Origin of the sequence: Rhizobium acidisoli (assembly GCF_002531755.2) — a bacterium.
In the GTDB taxonomy this organism is placed as follows: Bacteria; Pseudomonadota; Alphaproteobacteria; order Rhizobiales; family Rhizobiaceae; genus Rhizobium; species Rhizobium acidisoli.
In genome coordinates this window covers 655,600-671,287 of the sequence record NZ_CP034999.1, presented here as the reverse complement: position 1 = coordinate 671,287, position 15,688 = coordinate 655,600, and the positions used below count along the sequence as shown (strand labels likewise).

The following is a 15,688-nucleotide window of genomic DNA, read 5'->3' as shown; positions in this document are numbered from 1 at the left end:
AGACAGCCAAGATGAACAACGTCGATCCGCTCGACTGGCTCTCCCAGACATTGACCCGCATCGCTCAAGGCTGGCCGGTATCCGAGCTCGAGGCGCTTATGCCGTGGAACTTCAGGCCTGACGCCATCAGCTAACCGCTTACAGTGCGACTCCATTGTTAACCGCTCTTCCTTCGACAGCTTAGACAATTCTAGTCGTTTCTCCTGATCAATGCCCGGCAGTGAGTCAGGTAAGAAAACTTCATCAATAGCTGATTGGATTTTTGACCGAGGGACGCGACGCATGGCTTTTATGCCTTATGTAGCTACGTCGGTTCCGTGTCATACTCGTCGGAACGAAAGCAGCTCTGGAATTCCTCGCATTGTTGGTAATTCGGAGGGGAGCACAGAATGAAACCTGCAGATTGACAGATTTGGTGGTAGAGGTTTTCTTCCACTCATATTGTGGGTGTTCTCAGCAGCGAGCTGGGGGAATGATTGGCGACCAATCTGGTTCGTTCGCCCGGGTCGTGAGGCCGAACTCCTTCCATAGGTCATCATCTCGCAAGCGCGAAGCGCAATAACTTTGGCAAATAGGCTGCTGATGAGCTCGTGCGGCCGGGCGTAATTCAGCAACAGACCATGCAACAGTCCTTGTCGACGCCAACCTCTGCATCCCGCACGTTTTCAACGGCAAATGACAAAGTAAGCGTGGTTGGATAGCGCATCTCGGAGTTCAATCTGCGAAATCCGGCACCTCCGTAGCCGTCGCCTCGCCGGCCTCAACCTCCTCCAGTGCCCGCGAAAGTACGCAAGTGATGACATACTGATCGAAGTCAATTTCGCCCTTCAGAAGGGGGTAGTGAGACAGCCACCGCTTCAGAGCGTCGCTTTGCAACGCGAATTTTTCGGAAGCTCCACTCCTGCTCACCCCGATCGGGTGCTATGGAGCTCAGCAGGATGCCTTCGCCGCGGCGGAGCCCGGAGGTACCATTCGTGCGGTCGGCGCGGCAGAAGATTGGCTTCACTTCCAGGCAGCGGAGCAGTATCCTAATGGCGCCGATGCTCACTCGCCTCTATGTGCCTCTACGCACCATGGCGATGGTCCTAGAGGCGCAGGCGTTTCTGACCCGGAAGTGTCCGTGACAAAAACGACGAGGTATCGAAAAGACGCGCGTTCTTGGCAATCAGTGCGCAACCTCCCGGCGTTTTTTCGAGGGGCTGCCTCTAAGGAGGTATGCAATGACACTCGCCACATCAACAGTGTTGCTGATCACACTTGGGGCGATCTCCGTCTGTACTATCGTTCCAACCGACGCCCATCAAGCGAAGAGCGGCTGGACCTATCCTCCGGCGTGCTGCAAGGCCCACGGTTTGAGTGGAGATTGTCAGTCCATTCCGACTCAGAACATTCGTAGAGGGGCCCGCGGTTTTTCCGTCTTACTGCATGCGGGCGACCACCACCTCGCGACAAAACCACATCTTTTCTTCATTCCGTATGGGGACGAAATCCCTTCCGGAGATGGCCGGTATCATATCTGCCTTCACCCGACTGAAAACGACGTGAACTGCTTCTTCTCGCCGCCTGACAGTACCTAACTAGCTTTGCCAACTTGGCCACCGCTAGCTTCTCCACTCGTATCACTGGCGCTGAATCAGTACGCATTCTCCATTTCAAATGGTTCTGAATTAGTTAATGGCTATGGGCCAAGTGCGGGTGTAGGGATCCCGACTTTAGCTTTGAAGCGGTTTTCGAAGCGCCAGGACTCTTTCCCAATTTCTACAATGGTGAGTCAACCAATCGAGCAGTGCTGTCGTCATCTTGGCATCACCGAACGCCGACGGGCCGTTCACCGAAGGCCATGTTCGCCGGTGACGAGGATCGAGGTGCGCTCGTAAAGCCTGCGGATAAGATGGAACAGGAGCGGGCCTCCGTCCTTCGCGAACGGCAGATAGCCGATCTCATCGAGGGTGATGAAGTCGAGGCGTGTGAGGTAGTCGACTATCCGCCTTGCTTGTCGTCACGGGTTTCCGGTTCCAACCGGTTGACCAGATCGATGACATTGAAGAAACGGCCGCGCATCAAGTCCATGAAGCGATCTATAGAGTCTGATCTGCCAGCCCCTACGCGGCGTCTCCTCATCTCCCCAATCGTAACACCTTTCATCCTATAAAGCTAAGATCTGGAAATGCAGGGACATACAACCGCACTGGCTCCTGATCCTTCCACCTCAGAAGGGACCGTGATTTCGCCCGGGTCGGCCTTACGCCACTTCGATCGACCGAAGGAAAGCAACGGTTCGGCCGAACATCCAAAATGGCATCGAACGCTTAGACGCCTTCTGAACATCGGGGCGAGCGCTGTTGTGCCCTGGGTCAGACGTGGCAAGAAGCGTTGACGTTTGAGCAACCCTTTGAAGGTGGATATCCCGGGTTATTCACCTGGTGGATCAATGCCATACAAACAATTAATTTTACGAAGCCGTGGGATGTTATTAAACACCTCGACTATGAATTGGGGATACCATGATGTTGCTCCACCGGAGAGCAGCCGAGGGCTAGGTCACAGACCTGGCCGATAAATGGAGACGAATATGGCCAACGTGGAAATGCAGAACGCACTCTCGTCTGCCAATCAAGTGCGGAGACATAGCTCTGGGTCCTTTCTTCGCCTACTGCAAGAGCCTCGTCGCATTACACCGAATACCAGCCATAACCCGTTCGGGTCGCCACAAAAGCTGAACAACCACTAATCGAACTTCCCAATCCTTGGGTTCTCAAAAGTGAACGGAGCTGTGGGTATGCGAGATGGGGTGTTACTCGCCGCGAAGTCATACAGGGAATGTGAAGGATCCAATATCATTTCAGCGTGAGCATTATGTTCAGCTCATCGGCGTCAGCATCGGTTTCAGAGCCAACGGCTTTACGAAGAGAACCGCAAGGATGTTAAGTATGGGTGAGGTAGTGAGCCTGGCGCTTTCGGAGCGGGGCTTTCGATCACCCTTTCGAAATTAACTTCGCACTTTTCAGGGCCCGGGCGGGTAAAAATGGAAGGTTTTGGAAAAGGGAATTAGAACGGAGAAATTTATACTGGCAATGTTTCCGAACGAAGCTCTTTGCCATTCCATATGCGTTATCGGTACGGCAACGCAGATAAATCCATTGATGAAACTGTAGACTGCATTCTTGGAGCAGCCACCTGATTGCGGACACGAGAGCCGTCGCCAGCAATCGCATGCTCGTAACGGTAGATGAAGCGGGTGGCGTCCTGGTCTAGGGGGTGAAAGCTGAGCAGGTTCAATAAACTCGAAGCCCCCAACAATTATCGGCTCTGGAGGTGCGGCCTCCAATTCCTGCCAGACCCTCAAACCACCTAGCGCAACGGGCTTCGGATAGATTTTCCGGCGCCGCCGTAACCATAAGATAATTCAGTGTAAACTTAAGAACGGCGAATAATTCCTGGCGAAAGACATCGGGGCCACCCTCCGGTCCTGGCCACCGAAAACTCGCCGCCAAACTTGGAGACATTCAGATGACAAACTCTCTTCCCGCAAAGCTGATGGTTGGCATTTTCGACCATTTGGACGAAGACGGCAGAGAGATTGCGCGCCAATATGAAGATCGCATGAAGTTGGCAGAGGTTTGCGATCGCCTTGGCTTTTATGGATATCACGTCGCAGAGCACCACTGTACCCCCATGGTAGGGGACCTTCGCCGAATCTATTTCTAGCAGGCGTAGCTCAGCGCACGCAGCATCTTCGTCTCGGTCCGTTGGTTATGCTATTGAACCTTTATCATCCGATACGTGCGTTTGAAGAAATTTGCATGCTGGATCATCTGAGTGGTGGCAGGCTCGAGTTGGGCATGGGACGCGGCTCCTTACCAATCGAATGGGGCTTTTTCGGTATTGAGGAGGAGGTGGCGACATCGCGCTATCTCGAAGCCAGCGAGATCGTCATCCAAGCGATGAAGGGAGGAACCCAAGCTCTTTCCTATAAAGGCGACCACTTTGAACTCGACAAAGTCCCGTTGATGTTGAGGCCACACCAACGTCCTCAGCCTCCGACATGGATTACAACCAGTCGTCCTGAGGTTGCGCGGTGGGCGGCTGAGAACGATACAAATCTTGCCTGCGGCGGCCCAGCTTCTGCTGTTCGCCAGATCACTGATGCCTATCGAGCACACGAGAGACATACCGCCGGGGCAGGAAACGGGCGCCATTCCTTGGGTTGGTCCGAATGGTGGTGGCCGGCAGCACGACGAAGCATGCCATTTCGCTCGCGGCCCCTGCTTATCAACGGTGGCTTCGGAGCTTTAAGTTTCTGTACGAGTTAAACGGGATACAGACTCCTCAGAACCTCCCGCCAGATTTTGATGCAGCAGTAGACTGTCAGTTGTGCGTAGTTGGTACTGCGGCGTCAGTTAGGCAAGATCTTCTCGATCATGTCGAGGAAGCAGGTGCTAATTATCTTCTTTGCCAACTGGCGTTTGGCGATTTGCCATTGGAAGCTTCCTATTACACTGCAACGAGCGTTCACTCTGGAGTTATGGCTTAATCTGGACTGGCCTCAGGTTGCTTTCCGAGCACAGAGATTAGGTCTCTGTGGCCGCGCCCTCAAATCGGTTGAGGAGCGCAAAGGCGAATTCAGCCATCGCCGTAGGAACAACCATTGTGGAAAGGCTGCATTATTGGATAGTTAAAAGATATGCGATTTAAGGGCCTCGATCTCAACCTCCTTGTCGCGCTCGATGCACTAATGATTGAGCGCAACCTTACTGCGGCGGCACGTAGCATCAATCTGAGCCAGCCCGCAATGAGTGCAGCCGTCCGACGGCTCCGCTCCTATTTCCGCGATGAACTTTTTACGATGCGTGGTCGTGAATTTGTTCCAACGCCGCGTGCGGAAGACCTCGCGCCTGCGATTCGTGAAGCTTTACAGCATATTCGGCTCAACATCATATCCTGGGATAAATTTACTCCTGATCAATCAGATCGTCATTTCAGAGTAAGCTTGTGCGATTTCGTTACAGTTGTTCTTTTTCAGAAGATACTGGAGCGTCTTGCGCGGGAGGCGCCCGGCATTAGCTTTGACTTGCTGCCTCTTACTGACAATCCAGACGAGCTCTTGCGACGCGGCGACGTAGACTTCCTTATTAGCCCACCGTTATTCATGTCGAGCGCGCACCCTAAGATAGATCTATTTCAGGAACGACTGACTTGCGTCGGCTGCAGTAATAACAAACAACTTGAGGAAGCCCTTACTGCCGAGGAGTATTCATCGATGGGGCACGCGGTAGTTAGGTTCGGTCGGACGCAGCAGCCTACCATAGAAGATTGCTTCTTGCAGGAGCATGGCCTCAAGAGGCGGGTCGAAGTCGTTGTTTCAAGCTTAGCATGATCCCCGCCGCCCTGATGGGCACTGATCGCATCGCAACCATTCCATTACGATTAGTTGGGCTTTTTGAGGAGAAGATACCATTGCGGATGACTGCGCCCCCGATAACGCTGCCGACATTCACCGAGGCGGTCCAATGGCCGGTACTTCAAGACAAAGATCCGGCGAATATCTGGATGCGAGATATAATGGTTCAGGAGGCAGCGCGATTGCCGTGACCATCTTGAAACCTGGGAAGCTGGGCTGCGTTGGATCGATCGACCCGCGACGTAGCCGATTAGCTGAAGACGGCACCACCTGCGACTGACCCGCAGGCCATTTTATCGACGAAGCTGAGCGCCAGTCCGTCGCCGGTCGGCCGCCCTTCGGACGATTGCGCGACCTGCGGTCTAGCACCTTCGGCGGCAAAGCGAAGGGTGCTGGGGGACCACAATTGCTGGTATTGTTCGTTTCTGATGGTTTTTGGTGCATCTGCTAAGCTCCGACGCTGCTCCTACGCAAGCAGGGACGGAGGCCTCGGGAATGTGGCCAGTGTTCACGTTTAACCGCTTCACAGGGGATTCAATCTCGAATTCTGAACTAGATTATGATAGCAGCCTTTCTAACCGCGGCTTCTTCAGCGATCCAATGCGAGCGCTCCAATGTGAATTTTCATGCGCTTGGGCTCTGAAACGCCTGTTTGGTGGGTGCAGTATCATGACGGATCTAAATACCACATGCTCTCCTTCGGCCTCGGCCGCGAATTCTCCGCGTTAGTTGAACTTGTTCGGACTCGGCAGATCGTACTCAAGCAGGAACCTCCGTCAGGAACCGGATTATTGCAGCGAGCCATGTATTTTAGGTGCGTTGGAGGAAATCATATGGGAAGCTTCCTCAACCAATATCTCCCTAAACCAGATGCTCCCTGGATCGGCATTATGTAGCGCTGGCCATTGAACAGCTTCGGTGAAGACGGGAAGCGGTAACGGAAGGTTGATGATCCGCAAAGGGAAAGTACTTTCGTAATGCTCGACTAAGCGAAGCGGTAGGTTAGCTATGCGTTTCGTGCCACGCAGGACTGATGTATTAAGCTAAACCCTTGCACGACGACCTCCACCCGCCTCTGAATCCCATTCTCGAGCAAGAACCAGCCCTCGACCGATGGCTTCAAAAAGCGCCCAAACGCGGCAGCGACGTGTCCCATGGAAACATATTGCTCAATCGTCAGCGCTGAAGGTAGGTCCACATTTGTCGAACAGGCTACACATACAAATTTCTCTGTGAACAGCTTTGCGCTCGGATGTGCGCCCGAGAGAAAAAATTCAGGCAGGATGAGGAAATCGACGTCACCGCGGCTAAGCATTTCGTACGGATCACTATCTAAAGGCAGCAACTCGAAGCTGACTGCGGGCGCTTCTCGAGCAACGCGCTCAATGATCTTATTGAAGTATATCAGCATCATGAAATCGGACAGAACTATTCTAAAGCATCTGTCAGACTTCGACGGGTTAAATGGCTCCCAAGAGATGATTGAGCATTGTACTTGCAAGAGAGTTTCGCGCACTGCCGAGGCAAGTCCTTCGGCACGTGGCGTCAGCCGAAGTTCTCGACCATTCATTGTAAACAATTCGTCGCGGAAATAGTCCCGCAGCCTGCCAATGGCGGCACTCATGCTGGCTGACTTAGATTGATACTACGTGCGGCAGCCGTTAGGTTGCGCTCGGTCGTGAGCGCGTCCAGTGCAACGAGCAGGTTTAGATCAAGACCCTTGAAACGCATCTTTAGTCACATCCAAACAACGGATATTTTATATCCAAACAATCAATTTTTCCAGTACAGAACCTTCCAGCGTAGATCCAATGAAGGTTCGTCAAAAAGGCTTAGGTTAGTTTGACGATCTATTAAGTAGCGTTCATAGTTACGATAGACGTTATAGTTGCAGATAGTCTAATTTAAGTATGGAAAGGCGCCTTAGCAATAGGCGATGTGGAGCGGCGTCACTGAGCGACATGACATTCGGAACGCTAGTGAACGGAATGGGCGGAAGTAGGTGCATCATATCGCGACACCGGAGGGCTTTGGTGATTGGTCGCTCGCGGCGGTCGGGCGCTATGCGCAACGGATGAGCCGCACGCTGGCTATCGACGGGCGGGGCTCCTTCTGTTTGGAGCCGGCTCAAGATATTGGTGGCGTGCCAGTAATCTGTGATGAAAAGATCAACGCGCCTGAAGGCGCTTGAGGAAGAGCCGACATGTTCACGAAGAAGTTGGAGCGCGGCCGCTTCATCTGGCCGTCGGCAGCCGACGGCAGATCGGAACGCATCCATTGGACGGATGAGTTCCATCCAAACAAATGATTTCACTTGCTTATACCGGTGCCATTAGAAGCGCTCAAACAGTGCGTATCAAGTAGTTGCTCTGTCGACGCCTGGACAGAGTATTAAGTGGAGGTTTAGGTATGAGCCCTCAGGTGCGGTGGAAAGTGTGCTGGGAAAACGAGTTGGAGCTCTCTGACCACACGGAGCTCGCAGATTTCTTTCGGAAGACCTATGGGCCAACTGGCGCTTACAACGCCCTTCCATTCGAAGGTGCTCGTAGTTGGTCAGGAGCTAGGCCCGAGCTTCGCGTAATAGGCTATGATGCGCACGGTGTGGCCGCTCATATGGGGTTGTTGCGTCGTTTCGTTCGGGTTGGCGAGGTCGATCTACTCGTATGCGAGCTTGGATTGTGGGGCGTGCGTCCAGATCTTGAGGGGTACGGCATCAATTCAATGCGCATTGTTTACCCAGTGCTGCAGCAACTTGGCGTTCGGTTTGCGTTCGGCGGTGTTCGGCAGGCGTTGCGCAACCTTGTTCTCAGGCTCTGCCGAAATGGTCTTGCGACTGTTTTGGAAGGGGTACGCGTGCGATCCACCCTTGCCGATGTTTATCTCAACCTCCCGCCGACGCGCTGTGAAAACGTAATTCTGGTAGTATTCCCAATAGGATGCTCAATGAGTGACTGGCCATCGGGGACCTTGATCGAGCGGAATGGCCCTGAGCTATGAAAGAGCATGGTCCCATAGGTGAAGTTATCCGAAGAGACGGTGGCGGCCCAGTGATCGGTGCGTCTATCTAACCCTCGATGACGGACCGACCCACACGATGACACATCCCGACCTTTCGATCTGCGAACGCTTAGACGTCAAGCGTGAGATATTCGAGACAAGCGGGACTATCAGGGACATATGCCCCGAAGCCTCGCAGGCGATGCGACTACCTTGTCTGCGATCGTTCTGGCAATCGCGACGTAGTCACACCTGTGCACGGATACTGTGGGCAGGCGCTTCGCGGTTCAATGTCATTCTCCCGCCAAAGAACATGGACAAACGCAAAGTCCAGATTGTTGCTATCAGGGGATCATCGGAATAGCTTTCACCGTCGATGCGACATGGAGAATTATTCACCTCGTGCCGTAGTGGTGCTTGCGCCGCCACGGCTTGTCGTCGATACCAATCACCGAGGGCGGGGTCGATGGCGGTTCCTTGTCTGCGGATGACACAGAGCAAGGTGTCGTCTCTAACGGAAGCATCAGCCGCTGGGCAAACCGCGCCGCCGGGCGTCCTCCAAGCGCCAACTGGTGAACGACATGCTCGAGGCGTCCGTCTGTCATAGGGCGGCAGCAGATCGTCAAACCGCTCAGCAAATACTGGCTGCCGCAGAGCACGGCATCGGAGCCTGCGCACAAGCGCACTGCCGACCATACTGCGATGGCCGACAACCCAGATCTTCTTGTTGGACAAGTCGTACACTTAGAGCTCTTCCCGACTGTTCAGGGCCTTCCAGTGCTTGACACCTCGCGCACCTTCTCGGCGACGAGCTTCCGAACCGGGTTCTTGTGTTGCCAGCCCAGCTTCTGGCGGGCCTTGGTCGGATCACCGGCAGAAGATCGACTTCCGTCGGGCGGAGGTATCGAGGATCGCCTTCCACAAGGCAGGCACCGGACGCGGAGTCGTAGCCATTTCGTCGACGCCTGACGCCTTCCATTCCAAAGCAATGTCCACGTCGGCAAAAGCCCGCTCGTGAAATTGGCGGACACTCGTCGTCTCGCCGGTCGCCAAGACGTGGCCATCCGGCTTGTCCTGCTGCAACATGCGCCACATGCCCTCGACATACTCACGTGCGTGGCCCCAGTCGCAGCTCCTGGCGCTGTTTTTGGCCAGCTGTCGGGCGCTGCGGGCCTGCGCGATCGAAGTTGGCTTGTTCAGCCACAAGGCAAAGCTCTATCACCTGGGCGCTTGCAGCGTCGCCCGTGCGATACGCCATTTCTCTCTTGGCTACAGGGATGTGCGATTGTCTCCAGTTTTCGGAGCTTCGTTTGATCCTGCTGATAGTCGCGGTCGCCCTGCCGCGCGGTCGCCCTAGCGGTGCAAGTGATGCCCTTACGACACCGTCTGTCGGCTTTGTCTTGTCGGCGACATTAGGGTTGGTTGGCCAGTTTCCTGTGCTGGCTCGGGCTAACTTCCTGAAACCCAACAAAAAGATCTTTCCTTCGGCTCGATCGGCCCACATGGCACGGGTTTTGAAGATTGCCCTGGGAGGCGGCGCGAGCTGCCGGCCTTTTACTCAGCGATGGATGGAACGAAAGAAGGAAGGCGATATGTCAGATTTGCGTCAAATCGCATTTTACGGCAAAGGGGGGATCGGCAAGTCCACCACCTCCCAAAATACGCTCGCAGCGCTTGTCGACCTCGGGCAGAAGATCCTGATCGTCGGATGCGACCCGAAAGCCGACTCCACCCGGCTGATCCTGAACGCCAAAGCACAGGACACGGTTCTGCATCTGGCAGCACAGGAAGGTTCGGTGGAAGATCTTGAGCTCGAGGACGTGCTCAAGGCCGGCTACAAGGGCATCAAGTGTGTGGAGTCCGGCGGTCCGGAACCGGGCGTCGGCTGCGCCGGGCGCGGCGTCATCACCTCGATCAATTTCCTCGAGGAGAACGGCGCTTATGACGATGTCGACTACGTCTCCTATGACGTGCTTGGCGATGTGGTGTGCGGTGGTTTCGCGATGCCGATCCGTGAGAACAAGGCCCAGGAGATCTACATCGTGATGTCCGGCGAGATGATGGCGCTCTATGCCGCCAACAACATCGCCAAGGGCATCCTGAAATATGCCCATTCCGGCGGCGTGCGGCTCGGCGGCCTGATCTGTAACGAGCGCCAGACGGACCGCGAGCTCGACCTCTCCGAGGCGCTGGCTGCCAGGCTCAATTCCAAGCTCATCCACTTTGTGCCGCGTGACAACATCGTCCAGCACGCCGAGCTCAGGAAGATGACGGTGATCCAGTACGCGCCGGACTCCAAGCAGGCCGGGGAATATCGGGCGCTAGCCGAGAAGATCCATGCCAATTCGGGCCAAGGGACCATTCCGACCCCGATTACCATGGAAGAGCTCGAAGACATGCTGCTCGACTTCGGCATCATGAAGAGCGACGAGCAGATGCTGGCCGAACTACAGGCCAAGGAGTCAGCGGTGGCTGCGGCTCAATAACTGCCGCTGTCGACAGGACGCGCTGGCCCTTGAGCCAGCGCGTCCTTCCACGAAAGACGCTTCGTCGACGACGACATAACCCGAACCTTGAAAGGGGCAGGGGCCCATGAGCCTTGATTACGAGAATGACAGCGTTTTGCATGAAAAGCTCATTGCGGAAGTGTTAGCGCAATATCCAGACAAGGCGGCAAAGCGCCGCAAGAAGCACCTCAGCGTCGCAACGAGCGGCGACGAGCCTGGCGATGAGCCGAAGGCGCTTTCCGAATGCGACGTCAAATCAAACATCAAGTCCATTCCGGGCGTGATGACGATCCGCGGCTGCGCCTATGCCGGCTCCAAAGGCGTGGTATGGGGGCCGGTCAAGGACATGGTCCACATCTCGCACGGGCCGGTCGGTTGCGGTCATTATTCCTGGTCGCAACGCCGCAACTACTACGTCGGCCTGACGGGCATCGACACGTTCGTGACGCTGCAGTTCACCTCAGACTTCCAGGAAAAGGACATCGTGTTCGGCGGCGACAAGAAGCTTGAACAGGTCATCGACGAGATCGAGGCGCTTTTCCCCCTCAACAACGGCATCAGCGTGCAGTCGGAATGCCCGATCGGGCTGATTGGCGACGACATTGAAGCGGTGTCGCGCAAGAAGGCCAAGGAGCACGAAAAGACGATCGTGCCGGTGCGCTGCGAGGGCTTCCGCGGCGTCTCGCAATCGCTCGGCCACCACATCGCCAACGACGCCATCCGTGACTGGGTTTTCGACAAGAACGAAGTCGAGTTCGAGACCGGCCCTTATGACGTCAACGTCGTCGGCGACTACAATATCGGTGGCGACGCGTGGGCTACGCGCATTCTATTGGAGGAGGTGGGGCTGCGCGTGGTCGGCAACTGGTCGGGTGATGCCACGCTCGCTGAGGTCGAGCGCGCGCCAAAGGCCAAGCTCAACCTCATCCACTGCTACCGCTCGATGAACTACATCTGTCGGCACATGGAGGAAAAGTACGGCATCCCGTGGATGGAATACAATTTCTTTGGTCCGTCCCAGATCGAAACCTCCCTGCGCGAAATAGCCAAGCACTTCGGTCCGGAAATCGTCGACAAGACCGAGGCTGTCATCACCAAGTACCGGCCCCTGGTCGATGCTGTCGTCGACAAGTACCGGCCGCGCCTCGAAGGCAAGACGGTGATGCTCTATGTCGGCGGCCTGCGTCCTCGCCACGTCATCACGGCCTATGAGGACCTCGGCATGCGGATCGTCGGCACCGGCTACGAGTTCGCCCACAACGACGACTATCAGCGCACCGGCCATTATGTGAACAAGGGTACGCTGATCTATGACGACGTGACCGGTTACGAGCTGGAAAAGTTCATCGAAGGCATCCGCCCCGACCTTGTTGGGTCCGGCATCAAAGAGAAGTATCCGGTGCAGAAGATGGGCATCCCCTTCCGCCAGATGCACTCCTGGGATTATTCGGGCCCCTATCACGGCTATGACGGCTTTGCCATATTCGCCCGCGACATGGATCTGGCCATCAATAATCCGGTGTGGGATCTCTACGACGTCCCCTGGAAAAAAAAGGCCGCGCCAGCTGAGGCGGTTGCGGCCGAATGAGAGCTTGGCCTGTCTTGGGAAGGGGCAGGCCAGGCCCTTCCATCGGCCTTGATCCGCACTCGTGACAGATGACATCCCATTGCCGCCACCGGTGCGGCGCGATGAAAAGAAAGGTGCTTACTATGCCGCAGTCGGCGGAAAAAGTTCTCGATCATGCTCCCCTGTTCCGCGAGCCGGAATACAGGCAGATGCTCGCCGAGAAGAAAGCCAATTTCGAATGCCCCCACCCGGATCAGGTCGTTGCCGATCAAAACGACTTCACGAAGACCTGGGAGTATCGCGAAAAGAACCTGGGCCGCAAAGCCCTGGTCGTGAACCCGGCCAAAGCCTGCCAGCCGCTCGGTGCCGTCTTCGCAGCCGCAGGCTTTGAGCAAACGATGTCCTTCGTCCACGGCAGCCAGGGCTGCGTCGCCTATTACCGTTCGCATCTGTCGCGTCACTTCAAGGAGCCTTCATCGGCGGTCTCGTCCTCGATGACGGAGGACGCGGCGGTGTTCGGCGGGTTGAAGAACATGGTCGACGGGCTCGCCAATACATACAAGCTCTACGATCCGAAGATGATCGCCGTCTCGACCACCTGCATGGCCGAAGTCATTGGAGACGACCTTCACAGCTTCATCGAAAACGCAAAGAACGAAGGGTCGGTCCCGCACGACTTCGATGTTCCTTTCGCTCACACACCTGCCTTCGTCGGCAGCCACGTCGATGGCTATGACGGCATGATCAAGGGCATTCTGGAGAACTTCTGGAAAGGCAACGAGCGGAAGGAGGTTGCCCAAGCCATCAACATCATTCCCGGCTTCGACGGCTTCTGCGTCGGCAACAACCGCGAACTGAAGCGCCTGCTCGACATGATGGGCGTATCCTACATCTTCATCCAGGATGCCTCCGACCAGTTCGACACGCCGTCTGACGGTACGTACCGCATGTATGACGGCGGCACGAAGATCGAAGACGTGAAAACGGCGTTGAACGCCGAAGCGACCCTGTCGCTGCAGCACTATAGCACGCGCAAAACGCTGGAATATTGCAAGGAGGTCGGTCAGGCTACGGCCTCGTTCCATTATCCGCTGGGTGTCCAGGCGACCGACGAATTCCTGATGAAGGTCTCGGAGATTACCGGCAAGGAAATTCCTCCGGCACTCGGCCTGGAGCGCGGCCGTCTCGTCGACGCTATGGCAGATAGCCAGGCCTGGCTGCACGGGAAGAAATACGCGATCTACGGCGATCCTGACTTCGTCTACGCTGTTGCCCGGTTTGTCTTGGAAACCGGCGGTGAGCCGACCCACTGCCTTGCTACCAACGGCACGTCGGCCTGGGAAGCCGAGATGAAGGCGTTGCTCGCATCCTCGCCCTTCGGCAAGGCTTCCCAGGTCTGGGCGGGCAAGGACCTGTGGGCGTTGCGCTCGCTGCTCTTTACCGAGCCGGTAGATCTTATGATCGGCAATTCCTATGGCAAGTATCTTGAGCGCGACACCGGCACCCCATTGATCCGGCTGAGCTTTCCGATATTCGACCGGCACCATCACCACCGTTTCCCGCTCATGGGCTACCAGGGCGGCCTGCGCGTCGTGACGACGATCCTCGACAAGATCTTCGACAAGCTCGATCGCGAGACGAGCGAGCCGGGTGTGACGGACTATTCTTACGACCTGACCCGCTAGGAGCGGCGGCGGTCGGCCTTGCGAGGCCGGCCGCCTTCATCTGAACTTGGAGACCGCAATGCCCTCGCTCAATGCTAAAGTCCAGGATGTCTTCGACGAGCCTGCCTGCGAGAAGAACCGCAGCAAGGATTCCAAGGCGCGTAAGAACGGCTGCTCGAAGCCGCTGATCCCCGGGGCGGCAGCCGGCGGATGCGCTTTCGATGGCGCCAAGATCGTGCTGCAGCCCGTCACCGACGTCGCGCACCTGATCCACGGGCCTCTCGGCTGTGAGGGCAATTCCTGGGACAACCGAGGATCGGCTTCCTCAGGTCCAACGCTCTGGCGAACGAGCTTCAAGGTGCTGACCGAATCAGGCGCCACCGAAAAGAAGCCTTTCGATGAGGAGGACTAGGACATGGGTACATTGACAGGAAGTACGGATGGCCCTGCTGTCAAGGAGGATGGGGATCTCGCCACCCCTTTTCTCAGATGCCTCATAAGGCTCATCCGCGCTCAGGATGCCCATGGGGCGTGGGAGGGCAAATCGGACGCTGACCTGCTGGCCGACTTCATCCTCACCAAGGAGCAGCGCCGTAAGATCCCGATCATCGGCGATCCCGATCCGGATGTGCTGTGGAGGCTCCAGAATTTTTACAGTTGCGTGGGGCTTGTGATCGAAGAGTGCACAGGCCTGTTGGCATCGCCGATCATGACGATCGGCCATGAGGGCTTCGGCCGCGTGCTTTTCACGACTGGACGGTTGGTCGTTCTGTCGAAGACCCTGCGCGATGTCCACCGGTTCGGCTTTGAGACGCTTGGCAAGCTCGCCGAGGTCGGCAACAAAATGGTCGATGACGCGATTGCAGTTATCGAAACCTATCCCGACGTTGCGCGGGCATCATGAAATCAGTTTTCGAGGAGAGAGATCATGTCAGACCTTGAGGAACTGCAGAAGAAAGTCCGTAAGCTGCAGTCACGTGCCGCCACTGCGAAAATGGAGTTGCACGATCTTGCCGAGGACCTTCCGATTAATTGGGCTAAGATCAAGACCATTGCTGGAGAGACGTTCGACGCCTTCGCCGAGTTGAACGCTGCGAAGGAAGAGCTCGCCGCATTGGAGAATTCATGATGACCGGCTCTTTCGTCACGCGCGACGGCTCCAGCTGGGTGCCGAAGTACCTGACCTGCATCGATGCTGCAACCTGCATCGGCTGTGGCCGATGCTTCAAAGTCTGCTCTCGCGAAGTCATGCACCTCTATGGCGTCGATGAAGCGGGTGGAATCCTCGGCATCTGCGACGACGAGGATGAAGACTTCGATGGCGAGCTCAATCGTATGATCATGGTTGTCGACCAGGCCGGCCGCTGCATTGGTTGCGGCGCCTGCGCGCGCGTCTGCCCGAAGAACTGTCAGACCCATCTCGCGGCAGACAAGGTTACTGCGTGATCTTGCGAACAAATCAGGAGAACGCTTTTGCCTTCATCTGGTTTGTTGCCTCCTGCTGCTCGTACTCTGCGCAAGCCAACGAACGAAGTTACTTCCTGTGGCATTC

At 56.0% G+C, this 15,688-nt stretch carries 11 protein-coding genes and 6 pseudogenes; 13 read left to right on the top strand and 4 right to left on the bottom strand.

The window, feature by feature from the left end; genetic code table 11:
• Positions 1–11: 11 nt before the first annotated feature.
• Positions 12–134 (top strand): transposase domain-containing protein, encoded by a 123-nt coding sequence (locus tag CO657_RS25650; protein ID WP_128715608.1) that lies wholly within the window; start codon positions 12–14, stop codon positions 132–134.
• Positions 135–304: 170 nt separating this feature from the next.
• Here the strand turns inward: CO657_RS25650 and CO657_RS38300 are convergent, their stop codons facing one another.
• Complete coding sequence (locus tag CO657_RS38300; protein WP_116275255.1) at positions 305–436, bottom strand: nitrogen fixation protein NifQ; 132 nt, start codon at positions 434–436, stop codon at positions 305–307.
• Between the two features lie 784 nt (positions 437–1,220).
• On the opposite strand from CO657_RS38300, the gene CO657_RS25640 reads away from it, so the two are divergent.
• On the top strand, positions 1,221–1,577 hold the full coding sequence (locus CO657_RS25640; RefSeq protein ID WP_128715607.1) for a hypothetical protein: 357 nt from the start codon (positions 1,221–1,223) through the stop codon (positions 1,575–1,577).
• A 101-nt stretch (positions 1,578–1,678) separates the two neighbouring features.
• Here CO657_RS25640 and CO657_RS25635 read toward each other — a convergent pair.
• A pseudogene (locus tag CO657_RS25635) lies at positions 1,679–2,067 on the bottom strand (ATP-binding protein); the annotation flags it as partial.
• A gap of 1,443 nt (positions 2,068–3,510) precedes the next feature.
• On the opposite strand from CO657_RS25635, the pseudogene CO657_RS25630 reads away from it, so the two are divergent.
• Together CO657_RS25630 and nodD3 are read left to right on the top strand one after the other, a co-directional pair.
• A pseudogene (locus CO657_RS25630) lies at positions 3,511–4,534 on the top strand (LLM class flavin-dependent oxidoreductase).
• Positions 4,535–4,684: 150 nt separating this feature from the next.
• A pseudogene (nodD3, locus tag CO657_RS25625) lies at positions 4,685–5,592 on the top strand (transcriptional regulator NodD3).
• Positions 5,593–6,189: 597 nt separating this feature from the next.
• Here nodD3 and nodD2 read toward each other — a convergent pair.
• Positions 6,190–7,132, bottom strand: a pseudogene (nodD2, locus tag CO657_RS25620) (transcriptional regulator NodD2).
• Positions 7,133–7,403: 271 nt separating this feature from the next.
• On the opposite strand from nodD2, the gene CO657_RS25615 reads away from it, so the two are divergent.
• Positions 7,404–7,592 carry a hypothetical protein gene (locus tag CO657_RS25615; protein WP_425349973.1) on the top strand — a complete coding sequence of 63 codons (189 nt, stop codon included), beginning with the start codon at positions 7,404–7,406 and terminating at the stop codon, positions 7,590–7,592.
• A gap of 218 nt (positions 7,593–7,810) precedes the next feature.
• Complete coding sequence (gene nodA, locus CO657_RS25610) at positions 7,811–8,398, top strand: nodulation N-acyltransferase NodA (protein ID WP_004679687.1); 588 nt, start codon at positions 7,811–7,813, stop codon at positions 8,396–8,398.
• A 744-nt stretch (positions 8,399–9,142) separates the two neighbouring features.
• On the opposite strand, the pseudogene CO657_RS36910 reads toward nodA, so the two are convergent.
• Positions 9,143–9,526: pseudogene (locus CO657_RS36910) on the bottom strand (GDP-mannose 4,6-dehydratase); the annotation flags it as partial.
• 464 nt (positions 9,527–9,990) lie between these two features.
• Here CO657_RS36910 and nifH point away from each other — a divergent pair.
• The 7 genes and pseudogenes from nifH to fdxB all read left to right on the top strand — a co-directional run bounded on the left by nifH (position 9,991) and on the right by fdxB (position 15,582).
• A complete protein-coding gene (gene nifH / locus CO657_RS25590; protein ID WP_054186393.1) occupies positions 9,991–10,884 on the top strand; it encodes a nitrogenase iron protein in 894 nt (297 codons plus the stop codon).
• Positions 10,885–10,990: 106 nt separating this feature from the next.
• The gene (gene nifD / locus CO657_RS25585; protein ID WP_007636846.1) at positions 10,991–12,493 is read left to right on the top strand and encodes a nitrogenase molybdenum-iron protein alpha chain; all 1,503 of its coding nucleotides are present in this window, start codon (positions 10,991–10,993) and stop codon (positions 12,491–12,493) included.
• 122 nt (positions 12,494–12,615) lie between these two features.
• Positions 12,616–14,157 (top strand): nitrogenase molybdenum-iron protein subunit beta, encoded by a 1,542-nt coding sequence (gene nifK, locus CO657_RS25580; RefSeq protein ID WP_054186339.1) that lies wholly within the window; start codon positions 12,616–12,618, stop codon positions 14,155–14,157.
• 58 nt (positions 14,158–14,215) lie between these two features.
• A pseudogene (locus tag CO657_RS25575) lies at positions 14,216–14,533 on the top strand (nitrogenase component 1); the annotation flags it as partial.
• 18 nt (positions 14,534–14,551) lie between these two features.
• On the top strand, positions 14,552–15,040 hold the full coding sequence (locus tag CO657_RS25570; RefSeq protein WP_088397325.1) for a NifX-associated nitrogen fixation protein: 489 nt from the start codon (positions 14,552–14,554) through the stop codon (positions 15,038–15,040).
• 24 nt (positions 15,041–15,064) lie between these two features.
• Positions 15,065–15,265, top strand: coding sequence for a CCE_0567 family metalloprotein (locus tag CO657_RS25565; protein WP_054186391.1), 201 nt, complete (start codon positions 15,065–15,067; stop codon positions 15,263–15,265).
• Entirely contained in the window at positions 15,265–15,582 is a 318-nt protein-coding gene (gene fdxB / locus CO657_RS25560; protein WP_054186392.1) for a ferredoxin III, nif-specific, read from the top strand. Before CO657_RS25565 ends, fdxB begins: the two co-directional genes overlap by 1 nt.
• Positions 15,583–15,688 lie beyond the last annotated feature (106 nt).

What these genes read in the sequence shown, in the direction of transcription:
- CO657_RS25650 (WP_128715608.1), top strand. Translation starts at nt 12, where the DNA reads ATGAACAACGTCGATCCGCTCGACTGGCTCTCCCAGACATTGACCCGC.
- CO657_RS25640 (WP_128715607.1), top strand. Translation starts at nt 1,221, where the DNA reads ATGACACTCGCCACATCAACAGTGTTGCTGATCACACTTGGGGCGATC.
- nodA (WP_004679687.1), top strand. Translation starts at nt 7,811, where the DNA reads ATGAGCCCTCAGGTGCGGTGGAAAGTGTGCTGGGAAAACGAGTTGGAG.
- nifH (WP_054186393.1), top strand. Translation starts at nt 9,991, where the DNA reads ATGTCAGATTTGCGTCAAATCGCATTTTACGGCAAAGGGGGGATCGGC.
- nifD (WP_007636846.1), top strand. Translation starts at nt 10,991, where the DNA reads ATGAGCCTTGATTACGAGAATGACAGCGTTTTGCATGAAAAGCTCATT.
- nifK (WP_054186339.1), top strand. Translation starts at nt 12,616, where the DNA reads ATGCCGCAGTCGGCGGAAAAAGTTCTCGATCATGCTCCCCTGTTCCGC.
- CO657_RS25570 (WP_088397325.1), top strand. Translation starts at nt 14,552, where the DNA reads ATGGGTACATTGACAGGAAGTACGGATGGCCCTGCTGTCAAGGAGGAT.
- CO657_RS25565 (WP_054186391.1), top strand. Translation starts at nt 15,065, where the DNA reads ATGTCAGACCTTGAGGAACTGCAGAAGAAAGTCCGTAAGCTGCAGTCA.
- fdxB (WP_054186392.1), top strand. Translation starts at nt 15,265, where the DNA reads ATGACCGGCTCTTTCGTCACGCGCGACGGCTCCAGCTGGGTGCCGAAG.